Here is a 22,806-nt window from a genome sequence, read left to right on the forward strand (position 1 = left end):
GACAAGCACTACTCGGCCGCCTGCGCCGGCGGCATCGCCTGGGCGCGGGCGACGTCGAGGAAGGCGCGCATCGCGCTCGACTCATAGGCGTCGCGGCGGCGCACGAACAGCGTCTCGACCGCGCCGATCTGTGGCGCCACCGGGTGGATCGCGACACGGCCTTCGCGCACGGCGGGCGCGACGGTACCGCGCGGCAGCAGCGTGACGCCGATGCCTGCCGAGACGCAGGCAATGATGGCGTCGAGCGAGCCGAACTCCTGCGGCTGCGCCACCACGATTCCCATCTGCGCCAGCACGGTGTCGAGCCGCTGGCGGTAAGAGCAGCCGGCGCGGAACACGATGGTCTTCAGGGCGTCGATGCCGGCGAGGTCGCGCGGCGTTCGGATCGCGCGCGCGGTGACCAGCACCAGCTCCTCGCGGAAGATCGGCTCGTGGATCAGCTGCGGATGGTCGATCGGGGCGGCGACGAAGGCGCCATCAAGCCGGCACTCCACCACCTCGGTGACGAGATGCGAGGTGGTGCCGGTGGTGACCGCAAGGTGCACGTTCGGATAGCTGGTGGCGAACATCGTCAGCAGATTGGAGAGCCGCAGCGCCGCAGTGGTCTCCAGGCTGCCGACCTGCAGCGTCCCGGTCGGCTCGCCTTCGTCCTGCGCCGCGGCCTGCGCCTCGGCCAGCAGCTTGGCGATGCGGCCGGCGAACGGCAGCATGCGCTGCCCGGCGGCGGTCAGCGTCACGCCGCGGGCATGGCGCTGGAACAGGGCGATGCCGAGACTGTCCTCGATCGCGCGGATCCGCGTCGTCACGTTCGACTGGACCGTGTGCAGCTCCTGCGCGGCACGGTTCATGCTGCCGAGGCGAGCGACGGCTTCGAAAATCCGGAGGTCGGCTGCGTCCATTGTCTCTATCCGTAATTACGATAGCTGAACCCGTCTGATCCTCTCACAATGAGATTACTGCGTCAAAGCGCGATGCTCAAAACCCGTCACCTGACAAATTCGATAATTGACAAAAATCTCAATTAACGAGATAAATCGCAAAAATTACACAGGCCGGCGCGGACCGGTCGTTTCGGGGAGGTGACCATGGTGTCCAGAACGGCCGCGCTCGCGGCAGGCTTGCTTGCGCTCTCGGTGCAGTCGTCCCGCGCTGAGTTCAGCGACGGCGTGCTGCGGATCGGCGTGCTCAACGATCAGTCGGGCATCTATGCCGACATGGCGGGGCCGGGCTCGGTGGTCGCCGCGCAGATCGCGGTGGACGAGTTCGGCGGCAAGATCGGCAATGTTCCCATCGAGATCGTCCGCGGCGATCACCAGAACAAGTCGGACATCGGCCTGACCATGGCGCGCAAGTGGCTGGACACCGAGGGCGTCGACATGATCGCCGACATCCCGAACTCGTCGATCTCGCTGGCGATCGTCAACCTCGTGCGCGACAAGAACAAGGTCGCCGTCATCACCACGTCGAACAGCAACCGCCTCACCGGCGATGCCTGCTCGCCGAACCATGTCCACTGGACGCTCGACAACTACAGCCTCGCCAAGAGCACGGGATCGGCGGTGCTGAAGTCGGGCGCCAAGAGCTGGTTCTTCATCACCGCCGACTACGCGTTCGGCCACGACATGGAGCGCGAGGCCGGCGAGATCGTCAAGAAGGCCGGGGGTGCGGTGATCGGCGCGGTGCGCCATCCGCTCAACTCGTCCGATTTCTCCTCCTACCTGCTGCAGGCGCAGTCGTCGAAGGCCGACGTCATCGCGCTCGCAAACTCCGGCAGCGACTTCACCAACTCGGTCAAGCAGGCGACCGAGTTCGGCATCCCGCAGGGCGGCCAGCGCATCGCGGGGCTTGCGATGTACCTGACCGACGTCAAGTCGCTGGGCCTGAACAGCGGCAAGGGCATCTATCTGTCAGAGCCGTTCTACTGGGATCTCAACGACGACACCCGCGCGTTCGCCAAGAAGTTCGGCGAGCGCCATGGCGGCGCGATGCCGACCTCGTTCCAGGCCGGCGTCTATTCCGGCGTGCTGCATTACCTGAAGGCGGTCGCCGCGGTGGGGGGTGACACCGACGGCCGCGCCATCGTCGCCAGGATGAAGGAGCTGCCGACGAAGGACCTCGCCTTTGGCCAGGGCAGCGTGCGCGTCGATGGCCGCAAGCTGCATCCGATGTACCTGTTCCGCGTCAAGTCGCCGGAGCAGTCGAAGGCGCCATGGGACCTCTATGAGAAGGTCGGTGAGACCGCCGCGGCCGAAACGTTCAAGCCGCTCGACCCGGCCTGCAGCCTGGTCGGCAAGTAGCGGCGGTCCCTGGGTCATCGCAACATGACGCTCAACGAGCAACGCAAGACCAACAAAAAGAGGAGACACGCCGTGATCGTTGAAGAGCGCATGTACGTGCTGCACACCGAGGTCGACGTGCGGGAGTATTTCCGCATCTATGAGAGCGAGGGGTTGCCGGTGCAGCGCGAGATCCTCGGCGGCTTTCTCGGCTACTTCACCACCGAGTTCGGCGTCCAGAACCAGCTCGTGCACCTGTGGGCCTATCCCGATCTCGAGGAGCGGCGCAAACGCCGCGCCCGTCTCGCCGAGCAGCCGCAGTGGCAGGCGTGCATCGCGAAGATCCGCCCGATGATCCGCACCATGGAAAACCGCATCATGGTGCCGACCGCGTTCTCGCCGCTGCCGGGCGCGCTGCTCGGTTCTGCGCGTACGGCTTGAGGGAGGTCGCCATGACGAATTCGCAGGGGATGCTGCAAGGCAAGGTCGCGTTGATCACCGGTGCGGGCACCGGCATCGGCCGTACCGCCGCTGGCCTGTTCGCGCGCAACGGCGCCCGCGTCATGATCGCCGACATCGATGCCGTGCAGGGCGCTGCCGCGGCGGAGGAGATCGTCGCCGCGGGTCTGCAGGCGGCGTTCGTGCGGACCGACGTCACCGATCCCGACAGCGTCAAGGCCTGCGTCGCCGCGACCGTCGCCGCCTTCGGCAAGCTCGACATCATCTACAACAACGCCGGCGGCTCCAGCATGCAGGACAACGACGTGACGCGCGCGCCGTTCGATGAGTTCTGGCGCGCCATTCGCCTCGATCTCTACGGCACCTGGCTGGTCAGCCATTTCGGCATTCCCGAGATCATCAAGGCCGGCGGCGGCGCGGTGGTCAACGCAGCGTCGGTCGTCGCCGCGATGGGCTGGCCGGGCAAGGATGCCTACACCGCGGCCAAGGGCGCCATCGTCGCGCTGACACGGTCGATGGCAGTGGAGTTCGCGGCCCAGGGCGTGCGTGTCAACGCGGTCTCGCCCGGTGTCACCCGCACGCCGCGCGTGGTGGCGCAGCTCGAGGCGCTGGAGACGACGCAGCGGCTGACTGCGGCGCATCTGCTCGGCATGGTCGAGCCGATCGACGTGGCGCAGGCGGCGATGTTCCTGGCGTCCGACGCCGCGGCGCGCACCACCGGCCATGTCATGGCCGTCGACAGCGGCCTGTCGATCTCCTGAGGGTGGCGATGACCCGTGCCACGACCGTCCCGCCGCGCGCCGCCGGCCGCATCCGCCGCATCGCCGTGGTCGGTGCCGGCACCATCGGCGCGAGCTGGGCGGGCTACTTCTCGGGCAAGGGGTTCGACGTCGTCGTCGTCGAGCCCGACGCGGCCACGGGCGAACGGCTCGCCGAGCGGATCGCCCGCTGCCATCAGGCGATGGTAGCGGCGCGGCTGCGCGACCCGGCGACGGCCATCGGGCAGGTCACGGTGGTCGCTGATGTTGCCGCGCTCGCCAGGGATACGATCGACTTCGTCCAGGAGAACGTGCGCGAGCAACTGCCGCTGAAGCAGGCGACGCTGCGCGCGCTCGATGCGCTGCTGCCGCCCGACGTGCTGATCGCGTCGAGCACGTCGGGGCTCGGCGCGTCCGATCTGCAGGACGGCTGCAGCCATCCGCAGCGCGTGCTGGTGGGCCATCCGATGAATCCGCCGCACCTGCTGCCGCTGGTCGAGATCGTCGGCGGCCGCGCGACGTCGCCCGACGCGGTGCAGGCAGCTGCCGGCATCTATGCGGCGATGGGCAAGCGGCCCGTCGTCCTCAACAGGGAGGTGATCGGCCATCTCGCGACGCGCCTCACCGTCGCATTGTGGCGGGAGGCGGCGTGCCTCGTGCGCGACGGTGTCGCGTCCGTCGCCGACGTCGATGCCGCGGTCACCCACGGCCTCGGCCTGCGCCTTGCGGTCGCCGGGCCGCATCTCAGCTACCATCTCGGCGGCGGCGAGGGCGGCCTTGCGGGTTTCTTCGCCTGGGCGCGCGAGCCACTGCAGCACTGGTGCGACGATTTGGGCACGCTGACGCTCGATGCCGATCTCGAGGCGACGCTCGTCGCCGGCGTCACGGCGGCAGCGCTGGGCCACAGCGGCGCGGAGCTGGCGCAGTGGCGGGACACCGCGCTCGCCGGCGTGCTCGCGCAGCGCCAGGCGACACCGTCGCCGACCGATCGAAAATTGCCAATTCTATCGCATCATGCGACTGTTGACTAAATCGATGCGGCCGCCAGCGGCCGACACGAACGACATGGGGAAGGCGATGCGGAGGGTATCGGGGCGGACGCACGCGCGGGGGCGCGCATGCTGATCCACATCCTCAACGGCCTTGTCTATGGCGGGCTGCTTTATCTCGTCGCCGTCGGTCTCGTGCTGATCTTCGGGCTGCGTCAGGTGGTGAACTTCGCCCATGGCGGCCTGTTCATGCTCGGCGCTTACATCGCCTACGCCGCGATCGCGGTCGCCGGCTTCTGGGCCGGGCTGGTCGTGGCAACGCTGACGCTCGCGGTCGTCGGCCTCGCGCTCGACCGCACCGTGTTTCGCCAGCTGCAGGACCAGGACCCCATCGTCACCGTGCTGGTGACGTTCGGCCTGCTGCTGCTGCTGGAGGATTTCGTTCGCACCGTGTGGGGGCGCGACAACCTCACCGTCGCCGTGCCCGCCCTGTTGCAGGGCACGGTGTCGATCGCCGGCTCGGCGTTTCCGGTCTATCGCCTGTTCGTGATCGTCGCCGCGGCGTTGGTCGGCGTCGGGCTGACGCTGTGGCTCAAGACCAGCCGCATCGGCCTCTATGTCCGCGCCTTCGCCGCCGATCCCGTCACCACCGGCATGCAGGGGGTCGACACCGAGCGTGTCAGCCTTGCGGTGGTGGCGATCGGCGCCGGGCTCGCCGGGCTGTCAGGCGCCATTGCCGCGCCGCTGCTGGCGCTGTCGCCGTCGATGGGTGGCTCGATCCTGATCGAGAGTTTCATCGTCGTGGTGATCGGCGGCTTCGGCAGCTTTGCCGGCGCGCTGGTCGCGGCGCTGGTGATCGGCCAGTTGCAGAACTTCGGCATCGTGTTCGTGCCGTCGATCGCTTCCATGGTGCCGTTCGTGCTGATGATCGCAATCCTGATCGCGCGGCCGTCGGGCCTCGCGGGGAGGGCGACATGACCGCGCCCGATGTCGTGATCGGCGAGGCGGCGCGGCAGCCCGGGGCGCGGAGCGCCCGGCTGGCCGCCCTGCTGGCGCCGCTGGTGGCGATCGCCGGCTGCTTCGTGCCGCTGGTCGTCACCTCGCCGCTGACGCTGTCGCTGCTGACCCAGGCGCTGATCGGCGCGCTGCTCGCCACCGGCGTCGGCTTCCTGGTGCGCCAGAACGGCATGGTCTCCTTCGGCCATGCGCTGTTCTACGGCCTCGCCGGCTATATCTTCGGCGTCACCGCGATGCGCGGATATCTGCCGATCGAGTTCGCGCTCATCGCCGCCCTGGTCGTGCCGACGCTGCTCGCCTTCCTGCTCGGCCTTGTCATCACCCGCATCCCCGGCGTCGCCTTCGGCATGCTGACGCTGGCGTGCGCGCAGGCGTTCTACGAGATGGCGCTGAAGGTGAGGGGCCTCGCCAACGGCGACGACGGCCTCGCCATCACCTTTCCATCGCGGGTGTTCGGCCTCGACGTCACCCTGTTCCAGGACCCGCACGCGATGTTCGTGGTGTGCTGGGTGGTGCTGATGATCGTGCTCGGCGGGCTGTGGCTGCTGATGCGCAGCCCGTTCGGACTGCTCACCGCGGCGATCAAGACCAATGAGGAGCGCGCGCGCTTCATCGGCTACGAGACGCTGCTGCCGCGCGCGGCGATCTTCGCGCTGTCGGCGCTGCTCGCCGCCATCGCCGGCGTGCTCGCGACCTTCTACAACGCCTTCATCTCGCCGGACATGCTGCACTGGACGCTGTCCGGATCGGCGCTGATCATGGCGATCATCGGCGGCACGGCCGCGGTGTGGGGGCCGGCGCTCGGCGCGGTCGTGTTCTTCTTCATCAAGGAAATTGCGGGCGACGCCACCGAGCACTGGCCGGCGGTGATCGGCGCCATCCTGATCGTGGTCACGGTGTTCGTGCCATCCGGCCTCAGCGGCCTGCTGGCGCGCCTCGTCGCAAGGAGGCGCCGATGACGACGGCGATGGTACCGGCGCTCGAAGGTGTCGCCCTGACGCGCGCCTATGGCGGCTTCCGCGCCCTCGACGGCGTCGCGCTGTCGGTCGAGAAGGGCGAGATCCGCGGCATCATCGGGCCGAACGGCGCCGGCAAGTCGACGCTGATGGACGTGCTGTCCGGCCGCGCCGCGCGCTGGAGCGGCAGCGTGCGCCTCGATGGCCGCGACATCGGCGCGCTGTCGCCGCGCAAGCGCCGCCAGGCCGGGCTCGCGCGCTCGTTCCAGAAGACCAACGTGTTCACCGACCTCACCGTCGGTGCGCAGATCCGTCTCGCCGCGCGCAGCGCCGAGATCGACAACGGCGCCGAGGTGCTGGAGCGGCTGGAGCTCGATACCATCCGCGACAGCGTCGCCGCCGACATCTCCTATGGCGAGCGGCGGCGGCTCGACCTCGCGCTGGCCCTCGTCGGGCGGCCGCGGGTGCTGCTGCTCGACGAGCCGGCCGCCGGCCTCACCGTGCAGGAGTCGCTGGCGATGGCCGCGCAGCTGCGCGCGCTGGCGCGGGAATGGCAGGTCACCGTGCTGCTGGTCGAGCACGACATGGAGGTGGTGTTCGGCATTTCCGACCGCATCACCGTGCTGCATCTCGGCAAGGTGCTGGCCGAGGGCGAGCCCGCCGCCATCCGCAGCAACCCGGTGGTGGTGTCGGCGTATCTCGGGAGCACCGCGCAATGAGCCTGCTGGCTTTCGATCGTGTCGATGCGTTCTACGGCCGCGCCCAGGTGCTGCGCGGCGTCAGCTTCGAGATCGGCGCCGGCGCCCGTGTCGCCATTCTCGGCCGCAACGGCGTCGGCAAGACCACAGTGGTCAATACGTTTCTCGGCATTGCCGCGCTCGGCGGCGGCGCCATCCGGTTCGGCGGCCGGCCGTCGGGGCCGATCCGCAACTATTCGGCGGCGCGCGCCGGCATCTCGGTGGTGCCGCAGGGGCGTCGCATCATCGCTGCGCTCACGGTCAGGGAGAACCTGCTGCTCGGCGCCGCGGTCGCGCGCAAGGGGGCGTGGACGCTGGAGCGGGTGTTCGACCTGTTCCCGATCCTGCGCGAGCGCCAGGACACGCCGGGCAGCGCGCTGAGCGGCGGCCAGCAGCAGATGCTGGCGATCGGCCGCGCGCTGATGGCCAACCCCGCGCTGCTGGTGCTCGACGAGCCCAGCGAAGGCCTTGCGCCGGTGATCATCGACGAACTCGCCGAGGTGTTCGTGCGGCTCGCCAGCGAAGGCACCAGCCTCCTGCTGATCGAGCAGCACATCAGCCTGGTGCGGCGCGTGGCGCAGACCTACCACCTGCTGTCCAAGGGCGCGGTGGTCGAGAGCGGCGCGCTGGAGAACCTTTCGGACGATCAACTCAAACGACATGTCGCCGTCTGAAGGCGACGAGGGGAGGATGCTGATGAAGACGACGACCACCACCGCCATCGCTCTGCTGGCCGGCGCCGCAGCGCTGGCCGCCACCACTGCCCGTGCGCAGGAGCCGCTGAAGATCGGCGTGCCGACCGCGCTGACCGGCACCTATGCCGATCTCGGCAACCAGGCGAAGCGGGCGATCGAGTTCGCGGTCAAGCAGGCCAACGATGCCGGCGGCGTCGCCGACCACAAGGTCGAGGTCGAGTTCCTCGACACCGAGGCCAAGCCCGATCTCGCCCGCCGCCAGGCCGAGAAGCTGGCGCTGCAGGGCAACAAGGTGCTGATCGGCGCCATCGCTTCCGGCGAGGCGCTGGCGATCGCGCCGCTGCTGGCGCGCTGGGACGCGCTCTATGTCGCCACCATCAACAAGAGCGACAAGATCACCGGTGACAGCTGCACCGCCCGGATGTTCCGCGTCAACAACGCCGACTCTTCGGATGCCGCGACCGCAACGCCATGGCTCAAGGGCCGCCCTGAAACCGAGTGGGCGCTGATCGCCGCCGACATCGCCTGGGGCCGCGACGTCGCCGCGAGCTTCGGCAAGTCGGCGGCCGAGCAGGGCAAGAAGGTGGTGTCGGAGAACTTCTCGCCGCTCGGCACCAACGATTTCGCCACCTACATCCAGAAGATCAAGAACTCCGACGCCAAGGGCATCTATGTCGCGCTCGCCGGCCGCGATGCGGTCAACTTCGCGACCCAGGCCAGGCAGTACGGCCTGTTCGACGGCAAGATCGTCGCCGGCGTCAGCTTCGTGACCGACAACACCGTGCAGGCGATCGGCGACAGCGCCAAGGGCATCTCCGGCATCATCAACTACTCCACGACGCTCGACACGCCGGAGAACAAGGCGTTCGTCGCCGCCTGGGAGAAGACCTATCCCGGCACGTCGCCGAGCAATTTCGAGGGCGACACCTATATCGGCATGCAGGTGATCCTGCAGGCGGTGCAGGCGACCGGCAGCGTCAAGGCGTCCGACCTCGCCAAGGCGATCCCCGGCCGCACCTATGATACGATCGTCGGCAAGGTGCTGCTGCGCAAGGAGGACAACCAGCTCGTCCGTCCGAACTATTTCGGCATTGTCGAGATCAACGACGGCAAGCTGCGTCCCGTCATCAAGATGTCGGTGCCGGCGGACACCGCCACCACGCCGCCGAGCCCGGCCTGCAAGCTCGGTTGATCGCTCGTTTCCATTGGAGTTGTCTGCAATGTCATCGGATCTGTTTTCGCTCGAAGGGCGCACCGCGCTGATCACCGGGTCGGCGCGCGGCATCGGCTGGGGCATGGCCCAGACGGTCGCGGCCGCCGGCGCCCATGTCGTCATCAATGATCTCGACGAGGCGACCATCGCGGCGCGCGCCGCCGAGCTGAAGGCGCGGGGGCTGTCGGCATCGCATGTCGCCTTCGATGTCACCGATGAGGCCGGCGTCAACGCCGGCGTCGGCCGCATCCTCGCAGAGCAGGGCGCGGTTGACATCGTCGTCAACAATGCCGGCATCCAGCGCCGCAAGCTGTTCCAGGAATTCACCTACGAGGAATGGCGCGCGGTGGTCGACACCCATCTCAACGGCGCCTTCCTGGTGACGCGCGCGGTGGTGCCGAAGATGATCGAGCGCAAGTTCGGCCGCATCGTCATGATCGGCTCGATCGCGGCGCAGCAGCCCAAGCAGGCGCTGGCGGCCTATGCCGCGGCCAAGGGCGGCGTGACGTCGCTGGTCAAGGCGCTGGCGCATGAGCTGGGGCAGCACGGCATCACCGCCAATGCGCTGGCGCCGGGCTTCATCGCCACCGAGTTCACCAAGGTGTTGCAGGAGGACGAGACCTTCACCCGCAACATGCTGTCGCGCGTGCCCGGCGGGCGCTGGGGCGAGCCACAGGATCTCGCGCCGGCGGTGATCTATCTCGCCTCGAAGGCAGGATCGTTCGTCAATGGCCACATCCTGACGGTGGACGGCGGCTTCCTCGCCGCCGGCTGACGGCTCAAATCGTCGCCTTCTCGGCGTCGTCCTGCGCGGGCTCGATGAGGCGGGCCTTGCGTGGGCGCGCCGCGCGGCTGGCGCCGGCGAGGCTCTTGGGCATGCGGCGGGCGATGTCGGCGGTGATCGCCGTCGACAGCGCCACGATCTCGTCCTGATAAGGCACGTCCTGCCGCGCGTCGTAGCGCGCTTCCGGCACCACGAACACCACGCTGCCGAGCACGCGCTGCTCGGCGTCGAAGATCGGTGCGCTGATGCCGACGAGGGCGTTGAACACCTCGCCGCGCGACACGCAGAATCCGGCGCGGCGCAGCTTCGTCATGCGCGAGCGGAAATCGTCCCAGTTGTCGCCGAGGCCGGCGTCGCGGATGCGCTCGCCGTGCCACAGCATGATGCTGCGCAACTGGTAGGGCGTGAGGTTGGCGAGAATGATCTTGGCCATGGCGCCGCGGAACAGCGGCATCGGCCGTCCGCGCTCATAGATCTCCTCGACGCTGCGGTCGGGCCAGGCGAGGTCGGCGCACATCACCTTGTCGCCGTAGAAGCTGCACAGCATGATGTTGGTGCCGAGCCGCTCGCTGGCGGCACGGATCATCGGGCTGGCGCTGGTCAAGAGCGGGTCCATCTTGCGCACCAGGCGGTCGAGCTCGATGATGCGCGGGCCCAGCACGTAGCTGCCTTCGGCAGCGGGGGCGAGCAGGCCGCGGTTGCACAGCGACTGGATGTAGCGATAGGCGGTCGCCTTCGACGCGCCGGTCGCCTGCACGGCGTGCTCGAGCTGGATGCTCATGCGGCTTTCGTCGAATAGATCGAGGATGGTCAACATCCTGTCGAGACTGCTCATCGGTTCTCCGGGCGACGCCCCGCCGCATCCGGCGGCAGGGCATTGAATCGGTCGATGTTCAATCTAGTGGTCTGCCCCCGCAAATGAAACGCCTGCGGTTGGTCGTCGGGAGCGCTGCCGCGAATCGGCCGCGGCGGCCCGAACGCGCGCGGGCGCGTTCAGGATCCTGGTCCTGACGGCTCAGGCGCGGGCGAAGCCGACGAGGGTGGAATCGTCGACATCAGGCAGGTTGACGACGATGTTCTCGGGCGTCCGTGCGGTCAGCCAGATCAGCTCCTCGGTGGTGCTCATGTTGACCTCGACATGGGGCATGTGCGGCGGCACGAACACGAAGTCGCCCTCGGTCATGTCGACATACTCGGCATAGTTGTCGCCGAAATAGATGCGCCCGTGGCCCTTGAACACATAGCCGCCGGTCTCGGCCTCGCCGTGATGATGCGGCAGCGAGCGGTAACCGGGCTCGTTGCTGACCTTGCCGAACCAGATCTTCTGCGCCGGTGTGTGCTGCGGGCTGACGCCGGAGATGCGCACCGCGCCGCCGGACTGGCCGGTGTCGGTGTGCTCCTGTCCCTTGCGGGTCACGATCGGTTTGACGTCGGTCATGGTTGTCTCCTCTGCGCGGCGCTCCCTCGCGGCCGGCTGATGTTCTGGTTGTGGTGAGGTCGGCCGCCTGCCGTCCGAGCGACCGGAGCAGGATTGACGCCCGTCTTCGCGTTCATTAGTCTCACAATGCAATAAAAACAACAAGTCCAATTTCGGCCAGTCCAGCGCCTCCGCGCTGGCGCGGCCTGGACGGGAGGCCGGGTCCGCGACCTGGCGCAGCGGTGCGAGACATGACAGCTCCCTACGACCTCTCCGGCATGCGGATCGTGCTGACCGGCGCGTCCGGCGGCATCGGCAGCGCGACGGCACGGCTGTGCGCGTCACTCGGGGCGCAGATGATCCTGACCGACGTCACCGAGAACCCGGCCCTGCTCGCAGAGTTGCGCGGCGACGGCCGCGATCACGTGTTCGAGGCCTGCGACGTGCGCGACCGTGCCGCGGTCGAGGCGTTCTGCACCCGCAACTTCCCGATCGACGCGCTGATCCTCAACGCCGGCATCTTCCCCAAGGGAGGATTGGCTCGCTGGCGACTGGATGGACCAGTTCCGGCACACCATGGACGTCAATGTCGGCGGCCCCGCGAACTTCGTGCGCGGCGCGCTCGCGCACATGAAGGCGCGCGGCCATGGCCGCATCGTATTGCTGGGGTCGGTCGCCGCCCACACCGGCGGCACCCACGCCCATTCGCCGATGCACTACGCCGCCTCGAAGGGCGCGGTGCACACCTTCGTGCGCTGGCTGGCGCGCCGCGCGGCGCCGGAGGTGCTGGTCAATGCGGTCGCGCCGGGCTCGACGCTGACACCGATGGTGGCGATGGCGAAGCCCGATGCGCTCAAGGACATGCCGATCCCGCGCTACGGCAAGCCGGAGGAGATCGCCTGGCCGCTGGCGTTTCTGTGCTCGCCCGGCGCGAGCTTCATGTGCGGGGCGATCGTCGACGTCAATGGCGGCGCCTTCATGGGCTGAACGCCCGTCATTCAACAAGAAAGACTTCGGAATGCTTTTGTCGGACAAGGTGGCGGTGGTCACCGGCGGTGGCAACGTCAAGGGGATCGGGTTCGCGGCGGCGCGGATGTTCGCGGCCAACGGCGCCCGTGTCGCCATCCTCGACAATGACGGCGCTGCGCTCGCGGACGCCGCGGCTGAGATCGGCCCGGCGGCGCTGCCGCTGCAGGTCGATGTCGCCTCGCGCGAGGCCTGCCGCGCTGCGGCAGCGCGCGTGCGTGCGCAGTGGGGGCGGGTCGACGTGCTGCTCAATAATGCCGGCGTCGTGCAGAAGCGCCGCGCCGCCGAGGTCTCGGACGACGACTACACCTTCGTGCTCGACGTCAACCTGCGCGGCGCGCTGCATGTCACGCAGGAACTGCTGCCGCTGATGGCGCGGGGTTCGTCGATCGTGTTCATCGGCTCGATCGCGGCGCAGCGCGGCGGCGGCCTGCTCGGCGGCCCGCATTATGCGGCGTCCAAGGGCGGCATCCTGGCGCTGGCGAAATCGCTGGCGCGCGAACTCGGGCCGGCGGGCATCCGCGTCAATGCGGTCAATCCCGGCGTCATCCACACCGCGATGACCGAGAACGCCTACGACGCCGATCTGCGCGCCAGCGTCACCGCCAGCATTCCGCTCGGCCGCTTCGGCGCCCCCGACGATGTCGCCGGTGCCTGCCTGTTCCTGGCCTCGGGGCTGTCAGGCTACATCACCGGCGCGGAGATCGACGTCAACGGCGGCCAGCACATCCACTAGGCACCGTCCGCGCGCTTCCGGACAGGTGAGCCCGGCTGCTTTACCCGACCGGTCCCGGCGGTTAAGGGTGGTCTGCTGCACGCCGACAGCGGACCATGGGGGCCGTGGCGGTGCAGGCGGTGCGAGGACGAGATGGAGCTATCAAGGAACGCGTTCAAGGCTGCGATCGCCGCCAAGCAGGTGCAGATCGGCTTGTGGTGCAGCCTGTGCAGCAATGTCGGCGCCGAGATCATCGCCGACAGCGGGTTTGACTGGATCCTGGTCGACACCGAGCACGCGCCCAACGAGCTGCCCTCGGTGCTGGCGCAGTTGCAGGCGATGACGCGGGGCACCGCGACCCCGATCATCCGCCCGGCCTGGAACGATGCGGTGCTGATCAAGCGCCTGCTCGACATCGGCGCGCAGACGCTGCTGGTGCCGTTCGTGCAGACCGAGGAAGAGGCGGCGCAGGCGGTGGCGTCGTGCCGCTATCCGCCGGCCGGCATCCGCGGCATCACCACCGGCAGCCGCGCGGCGCGGTTCGGCCGCGTCGGCAGCTATCTCGCCGACGCCGACCGCGAGATCTGCGTGCTGGTGCAGGTGGAGACGCTCAGCGCCATCGAGCGCCTCGATGCCATCGCCGCGACCGACGGCGTCGACGGCGTGTTCATCGGGCCATCGGACCTGTGCGCGTCCATGGGCCATATCGGCAATCCGTCCCATCCCGAGGTGCAGGCGGTGATCGCCGACGCGGTCAAGCGCATCACCAAGGCGGGCAAGGCGGCGGGCATTCTCGCTCCGGTCGAGGCGGATGCGCGGCGTTACCTCGAATGGGGCTACCACTTCGTGGCGGTCGGCTCCGACATCGGCCTGCTGGCCAAGACCGCCGACGGGCTCGCCGCCAAGGCCAGGGGCTGGATCGGCAACTGACGGGCGACCGGCCTTTCGCCATTGTCGTCGGAGGCCTGCTGTTGTTCTCGCCCCGCCGTGGTCAGGGATCTCGGCGCATGGTGGGGCCGGCGCCCACGGCGGCGCGCGGGCCGGCCGGTATTCATGTCCCGCGTCTCCCGGCGAGCGTCGTGGCCTGCACGATTCGCTTGCGCTGGGACCGCCGATTCAGGCACTCAGGGCGCGGGTGGAGCCTGTCCGCACGGGCGTTTGTCAGGAATCCGCCCGTGACGACGACGTGACAGCTGACCAGATGGCACCCCACGCCCACCGATGGCCCTCGAATTGAGCAACGATCCGCATCACCCGGAACCGGACCTCGTCGAGCCTGCCCGGCGCAGCGGCAGCATCCTCCTCGTGCTGGTGGTCGCCGCCGGCGTCGTCGCCGCGGCGGTCGGCTTCATGATGCTGGGGCGCACCCAGGCCCAGCCCTATATTCTCGGCCTGCTGGCGCTGCTGGCGATGGTCGGCCTGTTCACGCTGTTCGCTTTCGCCGCCGGTATCGTGCGCTTCGCCGACCGCACCACCGAAGACCCGGTGCTGCGCCAGATCGCCGACCATGCCTTCGATGGCCTCGCCGTCACCGACAGCCGCGGCCACATCGTCTATACCAACGCCGCCTATCTCGCGCTCACCGGCGCCGCCGGCCCGGATGACGCCCGCCCCGTCGAGCGCGTCTTCATCGGCAATCCCGATGTCTCCGAGGCCGTGTTCCGCCTGCTCAAGGCGGCGCGCGAGGGCAAGCGGCTGCAGGAAGAGGTGCGGGTCGCCGGCAGCGACGGTGCCCATGGCCGCTGGCTGCGCCTGCGGGTGCGCCCGCTCGGCGAGGGCAAGCGCGAGGCGCGCTTCACGGTGTGGTCGATCGCCGACATCACCCGCGACCGCGAGCGCCAGGAAGACGTCTTCCAGGAGCTGCAGCACGCCATCGAGTATCTCGACCACGCGCCATGCGGCTTCTTCTCGGTCAATCCGGCCGGCGAGGTCGTCTACATCAACGCCACCCTCGCCAACTGGCTCGACCACGACCTCGCCGAGATCGGCAGCGGCGGGCTCAAGCTCGCCGACATCGTGTCCGGCGACGGCGCGGCGCTGCTCACCTCGATCACCGCCGAACCCGGCGCGGTCAAGACCGAGACCTTCGACGTCGACCTGCGCATGCGCAACGGCAAGACCGTGCCGGTGCGGCTCTATCACAAGCTCGCCTTCGGCGCCGACGGCACGCCCGGCACCTCGCGCACCCTGGTGATCAACCGCGCCCGCGACGAGGGCCCCGATCCGCAGCGCACCGCCGAGGTGCGCTTCATGCGCTTCTTCGACCACACGCCGATGGCGATCGCGACCGTCGATCGCTCGGGCGCCGTGGCCCGCGCCAACGCCCGCTTCGCCAAGCTGGCGCAGAGCCTGCCGGGCTCCGCCAACAAGTCGATCCTCGCCGTCGTCAACGAGCGCGACCGCGCGGCGCTGACGGCTGCCATCGCCAAGGCCGCCGAAGGGCAGGGCGACATCGCGCCGGTCGAGGCCATGCTCGACGGCACAGCGGAGCGCTGGGGCCAGTTCTTCGTCACAGCGGTCGAGAAGGACGAGCGCGATGCCGAGGTCGCCATCGTCTACATGCTGGAGACCACCGAGAAGCGCACGCTGGAGAACCGCGTCACCCAGCAGCAGAAGATGGAGATGGTCGGCCAGCTCGCTGGCGGCATCGCCCACGACTTCAACAACGTGCTCTCGGCCATCATGATGGCCAACGATTTCCTGCTGAACGCGCACAAGCCGACCGACCCGTCGTTCCAGGACATCATGCAGATCAAGCAGAACGCGACCCGCGCCGCGACGCTGGTGCGGCAGTTGCTGGCGTTCTCGCGCCGCCAGACGCTGCGGCCGCAGGTGCTCGATCTCGGCGACGCGCTGTCCGACCTCACCATGCTGCTGCGCCGCCTGATCGGCGAGAAGGTCAAGCTCGACCTCGTGCACGGCCGCGACCTGTGGCCGGTCAAGGTCGACGTCTCGCAGTTCGAGCAGGTCATCGTCAATCTCGCCGTCAACGCCCGCGACGCCATGCCGGATGGCGGCAGGCTCAGCATCCGCACCGCGAACATCGTCACGGCCGAGGCGGCGAAGCTGCCCTACAAGGGCATGCCGGCGGCGGACTATGTCTGCATCGACGTCACCGACACCGGCACCGGCATTCCCGCCGAGATCGTCGACAAGATCTTCGAGCCGTTCTTCTCCACCAAGGAGGTCGGCAAGGGCACGGGCCTCGGCCTGTCGACGGTGTACGGCATCGTCAAGCAGACCGGCGGCTTCGTCTATGTCGATTCCGAGCCCGGCAAAGGCACTTCGTTCCGCATTTTCCTGCCGCGCCATGTCGTCGAGGCGGAGCCCGCGGTCGAGCCCGCCGCGGCTGCCGCGCCGGCGGCTGCGCCGGACACGGCCGCCGCCGCGCCGGCCAAGCCGCGCGACCTCACCGGGCAGGGCACCATCCTGCTGGTCGAGGACGAGGACGGCCTGCGCGCGCTCAACGCCCGCGGCCTGCGCTCGCGCGGCTATACCGTGCTGGAGGCGGCCAACGGCATGGAGGCGCTCGACATTCTCGTCGAGAACAACGATGCCATCGACCTCGTGGTGTCCGACGTGGTGATGCCGGAGATGGACGGCCCGACCATGCTGAAGGCGATGCGCGGGCGCAATCCGGACCTGCGGATCATCTTCGTGTCGGGCTATGCGGAAGACGCCTTCGCCCGCAGCCTGCCGGAGAATCAGCAGTTCGCGTTCCTGCCCAAACCCTTCACGCTGAGCCAGCTGGTGGCCCAGGTGAAGGAAACCATGACCGCGTCCTGACGCGGCGGCGGGGTCTGTCCTGAAGTTTTCCGTGGATTCGTCGTTGGGGCCTAACGTCGCAACCCAGCCCTGGGAACCTTGATTTTCCTGGGAAAATTGTCCTCGACCGCGACTGAGGGCCGCAGCCCCGAGGGAACCGGCCGGCTTTTCTTTTGTCCGCCGTTCCCCATCTTAGGGGCGCTTTCCTCTTGGTGGGGAATGAAGGGATCTGACCCATGACGTTTTCGCAGCGCATGCGCGCTTCCATCAAGGTTCTGGCCATCGTGCTGTCGGTCGCCATGCCGGTCGCGCTCGCAGCCACTGCGGCTGACGCCCGTATCGGCGGCGGCGGCAGCTCCGGCTCGCGCGGGTCGCGGACGTTCTCGGCGCCGCCGAGCACGCCGACCGCGCCCAATGCGGCGCGGCCGTTCGAACGCAGCATGACCCAGCCCTCGAGCCCCGGCATGAGCGGTCCGGCGGCGGCTGCCAATGCCGGCCGCGGCGGCTTCTTCAACCGGCCGGGCCTGCTCGGCGGTCTTGCCGCGGGCTTCCTCGGCGCCGGCCTGTTCGGCATGCTGTTCGGCGGCGGCCTGTTCGGCGGCCTCGGCGGCCTGTCGTCGATCATCGGCCTCGTGCTGCAGGTCGGCCTGATCGTGATCGTGGTGCGGTTGTTGATGGCGTGGTGGCAGCGCCGCAACGCGCCGGCGACCGCCTATGCCGGCGGCCCGTCGCAGTTCGACGCGCCGCCGCAGCCCCAGCCCGACCAGATCAAGGGTTTTGGTTTCGGGTTTGGCGCCAACGCGCCGCCGCTCAAGATCGTGCCGGACGATTATGAGGCGTTCGAGCGCCTGCTCGGCGACATCCAGGCGGCGTGGTCGCGGCAGGATCTTCCGGCGCTGCATCGCCTGGCGACCCCGGAAATGGTGTCCTACTTCGCCAAGGATCTCGCGGAGAACGACAAGCGCGGCGTGGTCAACGAGGTGAGCGCGGTCAAGCTGCTGCAGGGTGACCTCGCGGAAGCCTGGCGCGAGGGTGACAACGACTACGCCAGCGTCGCGATGCGCTTCTCGCTGATCGACAAGACCACCGAGCGCGCCACCGGCCGTGTCGTCGACAACAGTGACCGTCCGGTCGAGGTCACCGAGGTCTGGACCTTCCTGCGCGAGCGCGGCGGCAACTGGACGCTGTCGGCGATCCAGCAGGTGTGATCCGCACTTCGTTTTGCATTGCACATCGAGGGCGTCGCGTTCGCGCGGCGCCTTTTTTGTTGTGTCGCCGTCATGGCCGGGCACGGGCGGCTGTGGAATAAAGTGCGCCGGGGCGGGTTGATCACCGACGCGCCGCCGCGGTGCTCGAGGCCGGGCTGAACCAGCTGCCGCGCCGCCATCAGGGAGGACTTTGATGCCGATGCCGAAACAGCTTCTCGCATTGTCGCTGGGCGCCGCGATCGCGGCGCTGGGGTTTGCCGCCGGGCCGTCCTCGGCGCAGCAGGCCGCCATGACCTTCTTCATCACAAGCAACGGCATCGGCAACGGTGGCAATCTTGGAGGGCTCGCCGGGGCGGATAACCACTGCCAGACCCTGGCGCAGGCCGCCGGCGCCGGCGCCAAGACCTGGCATGCGTACCTGTCGACCCAGGCCGCCGACGGCAAGGAGGCGATCAATGCGCGTGACCGGATCGGCAAGGGCCCCTGGCAGAACGCCAAGGGCGTCGTCATCGCCAAGGACGTCGCCGAGCTGCACGGGGCCAACAACCTCACCAAGGAGACGGCGCTGAGCGAGAAGGGGGAGGTGACCAACGGCATCGGCGACCAGCCGAACCGGCATGACATCCTCACCGGCTCGCAGCCCGACGGCACCGCCTTCACCGGCGCCGACGACCGCACCTGCAAGAACTGGACGAGCAGCATGCAAGGCGCCGCCATGGTCGGCCATTCCGACCGCAAAGGCCTCGGCGATACGCCGGCGGCGAAGTTGTGGAACAGCGCGCATCCTTCGCGCGGGCCGGATGGCGGCTGCTCGCAGGCCGATCTGAAGAGCACCGGCGGCGACGGCCTGCTGTACTGCTTCGCGGTGAATTGAGGCGCGGTGCGCCGCGGATGGCGAGCGGCATGGTCGCGGAGGGCTCCGGTGCGACACCCGCCGGGGCCCCGTTCGTTTGCAGCCGCTGCAGGGTCAGCGATTGCGGCCGTCGATCGGGGTCATCTTCAGCGTCGCCAGATCGATATGGTCGATGGCGGCGACGTTGAGCGCCACCACCTGGGTGCCATCCGGCTTCTGGCCGCGGGCGAACACCTCGACGCCGCATTCGGTGCAGATCTGGTGGCGGATGGCGTGCTTGTTGAACAGGTACTCCCTGAGCGATTCGCCGCCGGCGCGGAGCTGGAAACTCTCCGGCGGCAGAAACGTGAAGTGCAGGCCCTTCTTGGTGCAGATCGAGCAGTTGCAGGCCGTGATCATGGCGAGGTCGGTGGTGCACTCGAAGCGCACCTGGCCGCAGTGGCAGCCACCGGTATAGGTTCGCGTCTCGGTCATCGATCGTCCCCTTCAAGCCGAAGACCCCCACGCTGGGCGGGGTTCGCGGCGGCGCCAAGGCAATCGTATCGCGTCGACAATGGTCAGGCCAGGACTGCCGGCCGGTGACGCGCGAGGGGACGGGTTGGCCGACACCCGCGGCGCGGCGTCGGCCGATATCCAGGCAACACACGTCCCTGCCGCAGGGACGACGCAACGCGACTGACGCGCGCGGGGGACCGCGCGGAATCACCCTGAGCCGTTTGTTTGAATGCCATGCGACAGCGCGCTGAAACTTGGGTGACGGGGCCTTTATGCGGCTCCTACAAAGGGATGGGCGGCGCCCCATCGAATTCCTACGCTGCCGGCGTCATATCTCGCAGGGCCGGCGGCGGCCCCATCGGGGCCGCGCCATCTGCCGGCGGAACTTGCAGGAATGACTTCCATGACGTCGGTTCTGTCCACCTTTGCCAGCCACTGGCTGCGGCCGGCTCCGCATCGCAGCCGCGCCGCGCGTCCCGCGTTCGGGCGCAAGCCGCCGCGATCGCTGCCCGCGACCGTCCGCATCGTGATGGCGCGCGCCTACCGCGCCATGATCGACGCGCGCATGCGGCGCATCCGCATGGAGCTGGCGCTGCACGGCGTGCGCTACGACCGCGACGACAGGCCCTCGCGCCGTGATTGGAATGCGGCGCGCCCGCACGACTGATCGTTCAGCAGTTGCGGCAGATGTTCTTCATGCGCTGATTGAGCAGCCTGTCGAGCTCGTCGGACGCGGCATGGACATACTTGTCGTCGGCCTTGCGGCCGTCGCGCGCGAAGCCGCCGCCCATGCCGCCACCACCGTCGCCAAGATGCAGGCCGCGGCCGCCGAGGTGTCCGCCGTGGCCGCCCCCGCGGGCGATCGCGGGCGGGGCGCCGCCGGCGGCGGCCATCGCCACAGCCAGCAGCCCGGCCGCGATGACGTGCCGGCGCCAGCGGTGTCGGATGAGGGGCGTGGATGATGATCCCGTCGGCATCATTGCAAGTCTTGACCTTGTGAAACGTTCTTGGCCTTGTGGAACGCTCTTGGCCTTGTGAAACGGCCCTGGCCTCGTGAAAAATTTCGGTCGCATACGGCCGCGTGCGTCCGCTGCAGGATAGCTGGCGCGCCGCATGCGGCCAGACTGCGGCGGCCGGCTTCGCGATCACATTTGCGCGCGCGTTCCCTTCGGACGCGGCCGCAGCACGTGACGGATGGATGTCGGTTGTGTTGCAGGCGTCGGCGGCGCACCGACAATCGCTGTCTGATCCGTCGGACAGCTCGTGAACGATAAAATGCAGAACCATTCGCTGAGCTAAAATGTCTGTATTGCTGACCATGCAGCGCGTCACATCGCGTGCTTGACCGTACGTTTGTGCCGTCTATGGTCCACGGCCGCGATGGCTCGATCCGGCGCCGCTGTAACGAGCGCTGGCGAGCGGTCGGACGAGATGATTTCTGGGAGGCGAGTCATGGCCGCGATGAATTTCAATTGCTCCCCCGTGGACAATCCCTGCGCGCAGTGCGGCCAGCCGATCGAGCGGCCGATCTGGTCGGAGCGCGGCAGTGATCGCATGTCGTTCGTGTGGTCGTGCCAGGCCTGTGGCTATCAGTTCACCACCATCGCGATCTTTCCCTCGCGGCGCGCGGAAGACCGCAAGGTCGCGGCCTGACGGCGGGCGCGCCGCGCCCGGGCCGGCCGTCCCGCCCGGGTGGATGGCGCGTGCGCCGCGCGCGGGCCTGCCCGCCGCGTGATCGTCTTGCGGCGTCTCGTGTGTCCCCGCACAGTGCGCATCGGCCGATGCGGTGCGTCGGCCGGTCCGGTCGTTGCCGCACGGGGGCATGCGCATGCGCTATGAACTGTACTACTGGCCGATGATCCAGGGCCGGGGCGAATATGTCCGCCTCGCGCTGGAAGAGGCTGGCGCCGATTATGACGACGTCGCGCGCGGCCCGCGTGGCATGGCGGCGATGGATCGCCTGATGGCCGGCAAGGGAACGAAGACGCCGCCCTTCGCGCCGCCGTTCCTGGTCGCGGGCAGCCGCGTGATCGGCCAGACCGCCAACATCCTCTTCTTCCTTGGGGCCCGGCACGGCCTTGCGCCGAAGGCGGATGCCGCGCGGCTGTGGGTGCACCAGTTGCAGCTCACCATCACCGATTTCGTGGTCGAGATTCACGACACCCATCATCCGCTCGGACCGTCGCTGTATTACGAGGACCAGAAGAGCGAGGCGAAGAAGCGATCGGCGGATTTCCGGAAGGCCCGGGCGCCGAAATTCCTCGACTATTTCGAGGGGCTGCTGAAGGCGAGCGGCGGCAGCTATGTCACCGGCCGCCGCTTGAGCTATGTCGACCTCTCGCTGTTCCAGATCGTCGCCGGGCTGCGCTACGCATTTCCGAAGATGATGGCGCAACGCGAGCCGCACTATCCGCGCCTCGTCGCGCTGTACGACCGTGTCGCTGACCGGCCCAACATCCGCGCCTATCTCGCCAGCGACCGCCGCATTCCTTTCAACGAGGAAGGCATTTTCCGGCGCTATCCGGCGCTGGACGGCTAGGCCATGCGAGACAACGACGATAGCATCGTGGCGGCTTTCTCTCAGGATGGAACGAGTCATGCAGGTTCATTTCAGGCCCTCCCGTCTTGGGCTCGTGCTTCTGTTCGCCCTGCTGACCGCCGCCGCGCCGGCCCCGGCGCAGTCACCGCCCGCGGGCGAGACGGTGTGGGTCAATGTCACCCAGCGGCTGAAGACCCGCGTCTACGAGAGCCCCGGCCGTGGCGCCGATCCTGTGCTGGTGGTCGTGCTCCACGGCGATGCGCCGCGGCGGCCGCCAACCTATCAGTATCGCTTCGCGGCCAGTGTCGCCGCGGCGCTGCCGAACGTGGTCGCCGCGGCGGTGCTGCGGCCCGGCTACAGCGACGGTGACGAGCGCTCCGACGGCATGCGCGGGGAGACCACCGGCGACAATTACACGCCGGAGGTGATCGACGCGGTGACGGCGGCGATCACAGCTCTGAAAGAGCGCTATCATCCGCGCGCGGTGGTGCTGGTCGGTCATTCGGGGGGCGCGGCCATCGCCGCCGACCTGCTCGGCAGCGGAAAGGGCGGGGCCGATGCCACGCTGCTGGTGTCGTGTCCGTGCGATCTCGCGGCGTGGCGCCAACACATGCACAGCGTCCAGGGCGGGGCGATCTGGGAGCGGCCGGTGCGCTCGCTGTCGCCGATCGCGGAGGCGGATGGCGTGCCCCTGTCCACGAAGGTCACGCTGCTGGTGGGATCGCAGGACGACGTCGCGCCGCCGGCGCTGACACAGGCTTATGCGGAGACGCTGCGCAAGCGCGGCGTTGCCGTCAGGGCCGATGTGGTGGAAGGCCTGCCCCACGACATCCTGCTGGAGCCGGTGGTGATCGACCGGCTCCGCGACATTGTCGACGCGGTGCGCGCCGCGCGTTGAACGGCG

General features: G+C 68.6%; 25 protein-coding genes and 1 pseudogene. 21 read left to right on the top strand and 5 right to left on the bottom strand.

The features are described 5' to 3' along the window. Positions 1 to 8 precede the first annotated feature (8 nt). Positions 9 to 899 (bottom strand): LysR family transcriptional regulator, encoded by an 891-nt coding sequence (locus AB4Z37_RS20145; protein ID WP_441518527.1) that lies wholly within the window; start codon positions 897 to 899, stop codon positions 9 to 11. A gap of 186 nt (positions 900 to 1,085) precedes the next feature. Here AB4Z37_RS20145 and AB4Z37_RS20150 point away from each other — a divergent pair, with 186 nt between their 5' ends. The 10 genes from AB4Z37_RS20150 to AB4Z37_RS20195 all read left to right on the top strand — a co-directional run bounded on the left by AB4Z37_RS20150 (position 1,086) and on the right by AB4Z37_RS20195 (position 9,875). Further along, entirely contained in the window at positions 1,086 to 2,297 is a 1,212-nt protein-coding gene (locus AB4Z37_RS20150; RefSeq protein ID WP_441518528.1) for an ABC transporter substrate-binding protein, read from the top strand. Between the two features lie 72 nt (positions 2,298 to 2,369). Continuing rightward, positions 2,370 to 2,717: an NIPSNAP family protein gene (locus AB4Z37_RS20155; RefSeq protein WP_441518529.1), complete on the top strand. Its 348-nt coding sequence runs from the start codon at positions 2,370 to 2,372 to the stop codon at positions 2,715 to 2,717. An 11-nt stretch (positions 2,718 to 2,728) separates the two neighbouring features. Continuing rightward, positions 2,729 to 3,496, top strand: a complete 768-nt coding sequence (locus AB4Z37_RS20160; protein WP_441518530.1) for an SDR family NAD(P)-dependent oxidoreductase — start codon at positions 2,729 to 2,731, stop codon at positions 3,494 to 3,496. Between the two features lie 8 nt (positions 3,497 to 3,504). Next, positions 3,505 to 4,524, top strand: coding sequence for a 3-hydroxyacyl-CoA dehydrogenase family protein (locus tag AB4Z37_RS20165; RefSeq protein WP_441518531.1), 1,020 nt, complete (start codon positions 3,505 to 3,507; stop codon positions 4,522 to 4,524). Between the two features lie 87 nt (positions 4,525 to 4,611). Next, entirely contained in the window at positions 4,612 to 5,460 is an 849-nt protein-coding gene (locus AB4Z37_RS20170; protein ID WP_441518532.1) for a branched-chain amino acid ABC transporter permease, read from the top strand. Beyond that, on the top strand, positions 5,457 to 6,458 hold the full coding sequence (locus AB4Z37_RS20175; RefSeq protein ID WP_441518533.1) for a branched-chain amino acid ABC transporter permease: 1,002 nt from the start codon (positions 5,457 to 5,459) through the stop codon (positions 6,456 to 6,458). Before AB4Z37_RS20170 ends, AB4Z37_RS20175 begins: the two co-directional genes overlap by 4 nt. Continuing rightward, a complete protein-coding gene (locus AB4Z37_RS20180; RefSeq protein ID WP_441518534.1) occupies positions 6,455 to 7,174 on the top strand; it encodes an ABC transporter ATP-binding protein in 720 nt (239 codons plus the stop codon). Before AB4Z37_RS20175 ends, AB4Z37_RS20180 begins: the two co-directional genes overlap by 4 nt. Beyond that, the gene (locus AB4Z37_RS20185; RefSeq protein WP_441518535.1) at positions 7,171 to 7,866 is read left to right on the top strand and encodes an ABC transporter ATP-binding protein; all 696 of its coding nucleotides are present in this window, start codon (positions 7,171 to 7,173) and stop codon (positions 7,864 to 7,866) included. Before AB4Z37_RS20180 ends, AB4Z37_RS20185 begins: the two co-directional genes overlap by 4 nt. 22 nt (positions 7,867 to 7,888) lie before the next feature. After that, entirely contained in the window at positions 7,889 to 9,079 is a 1,191-nt protein-coding gene (locus tag AB4Z37_RS20190; RefSeq protein WP_441518536.1) for an ABC transporter substrate-binding protein, read from the top strand. Between the two features lie 28 nt (positions 9,080 to 9,107). Next, positions 9,108 to 9,875 (top strand): SDR family NAD(P)-dependent oxidoreductase, encoded by a 768-nt coding sequence (locus AB4Z37_RS20195; protein WP_441518537.1) that lies wholly within the window; start codon positions 9,108 to 9,110, stop codon positions 9,873 to 9,875. Between the two features lie 4 nt (positions 9,876 to 9,879). Here the strand turns inward: AB4Z37_RS20195 and AB4Z37_RS20200 are convergent, their stop codons facing one another. Both AB4Z37_RS20200 and AB4Z37_RS20205 read right to left on the bottom strand, forming a co-directional pair. Continuing rightward, entirely contained in the window at positions 9,880 to 10,719 is an 840-nt protein-coding gene (locus AB4Z37_RS20200) for an IclR family transcriptional regulator (RefSeq protein WP_441518538.1), read from the bottom strand. Between the two features lie 180 nt (positions 10,720 to 10,899). Next, positions 10,900 to 11,322 carry a cupin domain-containing protein gene (locus AB4Z37_RS20205; protein WP_441518539.1) on the bottom strand — a complete coding sequence of 141 codons (423 nt, stop codon included), beginning with the start codon at positions 11,320 to 11,322 and terminating at the stop codon, positions 10,900 to 10,902. Positions 11,323 to 11,579: 257 nt separating this feature from the next. Between AB4Z37_RS20205 and AB4Z37_RS20210 the strand changes: the two are divergent. The 7 genes and pseudogenes from AB4Z37_RS20210 to AB4Z37_RS20240 form a co-directional block, all read left to right on the top strand. Further along, a pseudogene (locus AB4Z37_RS20210) lies at positions 11,580 to 11,825 on the top strand (SDR family NAD(P)-dependent oxidoreductase); the annotation flags it as partial. Positions 11,826 to 11,856: 31 nt separating this feature from the next. After that, entirely contained in the window at positions 11,857 to 12,288 is a 432-nt protein-coding gene (locus tag AB4Z37_RS20215) for an SDR family NAD(P)-dependent oxidoreductase (RefSeq protein ID WP_441518540.1), read from the top strand. A 31-nt stretch (positions 12,289 to 12,319) separates the two neighbouring features. Next, positions 12,320 to 13,063, top strand: a complete 744-nt coding sequence (locus tag AB4Z37_RS20220; protein ID WP_441518541.1) for an SDR family NAD(P)-dependent oxidoreductase — start codon at positions 12,320 to 12,322, stop codon at positions 13,061 to 13,063. A gap of 132 nt (positions 13,064 to 13,195) precedes the next feature. Next, positions 13,196 to 13,972, top strand: a complete 777-nt coding sequence (locus tag AB4Z37_RS20225) for an HpcH/HpaI aldolase family protein (RefSeq protein ID WP_441518542.1) — start codon at positions 13,196 to 13,198, stop codon at positions 13,970 to 13,972. A 291-nt stretch (positions 13,973 to 14,263) separates the two neighbouring features. Next, positions 14,264 to 16,828 (top strand): cell cycle histidine kinase CckA, encoded by a 2,565-nt coding sequence (gene cckA / locus AB4Z37_RS20230; RefSeq protein ID WP_441518543.1) that lies wholly within the window; start codon positions 14,264 to 14,266, stop codon positions 16,826 to 16,828. A gap of 215 nt (positions 16,829 to 17,043) precedes the next feature. After that, complete coding sequence (locus AB4Z37_RS20235; RefSeq protein ID WP_441518544.1) at positions 17,044 to 18,015, top strand: Tim44 domain-containing protein; 972 nt, start codon at positions 17,044 to 17,046, stop codon at positions 18,013 to 18,015. A 199-nt stretch (positions 18,016 to 18,214) separates the two neighbouring features. Beyond that, entirely contained in the window at positions 18,215 to 18,889 is a 675-nt protein-coding gene (locus AB4Z37_RS20240) for a lectin (RefSeq protein WP_441518814.1), read from the top strand. Positions 18,890 to 18,982: 93 nt separating this feature from the next. Here AB4Z37_RS20240 and AB4Z37_RS20245 read toward each other — a convergent pair whose 3' ends face one another. Continuing rightward, on the bottom strand, positions 18,983 to 19,342 hold the full coding sequence (locus tag AB4Z37_RS20245; RefSeq protein WP_441518545.1) for a GFA family protein: 360 nt from the start codon (positions 19,340 to 19,342) through the stop codon (positions 18,983 to 18,985). Positions 19,343 to 19,766: 424 nt separating this feature from the next. Here AB4Z37_RS20245 and AB4Z37_RS20250 point away from each other — a divergent pair, with 424 nt between their 5' ends. After that, positions 19,767 to 20,030, top strand: coding sequence for a hypothetical protein (locus tag AB4Z37_RS20250; RefSeq protein ID WP_441518546.1), 264 nt, complete (start codon positions 19,767 to 19,769; stop codon positions 20,028 to 20,030). Between the two features lie 4 nt (positions 20,031 to 20,034). Here the strand turns inward: AB4Z37_RS20250 and AB4Z37_RS20255 are convergent, their stop codons facing one another. Then, positions 20,035 to 20,256, bottom strand: coding sequence for a hypothetical protein (locus tag AB4Z37_RS20255; RefSeq protein WP_441518547.1), 222 nt, complete (start codon positions 20,254 to 20,256; stop codon positions 20,035 to 20,037). A 559-nt stretch (positions 20,257 to 20,815) separates the two neighbouring features. Between AB4Z37_RS20255 and AB4Z37_RS20260 the strand changes: the two genes are divergently transcribed. The 3 genes from AB4Z37_RS20260 to AB4Z37_RS20270 all read left to right on the top strand — a co-directional run bounded on the left by AB4Z37_RS20260 (position 20,816) and on the right by AB4Z37_RS20270 (position 22,800). Continuing rightward, positions 20,816 to 21,016, top strand: coding sequence for a hypothetical protein (locus tag AB4Z37_RS20260; protein ID WP_441518548.1), 201 nt, complete (start codon positions 20,816 to 20,818; stop codon positions 21,014 to 21,016). A gap of 175 nt (positions 21,017 to 21,191) precedes the next feature. After that, the gene (locus AB4Z37_RS20265) at positions 21,192 to 21,902 is read left to right on the top strand and encodes a glutathione S-transferase (RefSeq protein WP_441518549.1); all 711 of its coding nucleotides are present in this window, start codon (positions 21,192 to 21,194) and stop codon (positions 21,900 to 21,902) included. A gap of 58 nt (positions 21,903 to 21,960) precedes the next feature. Next, positions 21,961 to 22,800, top strand: a complete 840-nt coding sequence (locus tag AB4Z37_RS20270; RefSeq protein WP_441518550.1) for an alpha/beta hydrolase family protein — start codon at positions 21,961 to 21,963, stop codon at positions 22,798 to 22,800. Positions 22,801 to 22,806 lie beyond the last annotated feature (6 nt).

It is taken from the genome of Bradyrhizobium sp. 2TAF24 (assembly GCF_052115025.1).
Taxonomy (GTDB): domain Bacteria; phylum Pseudomonadota; class Alphaproteobacteria; order Rhizobiales; family Xanthobacteraceae; genus Bradyrhizobium_A.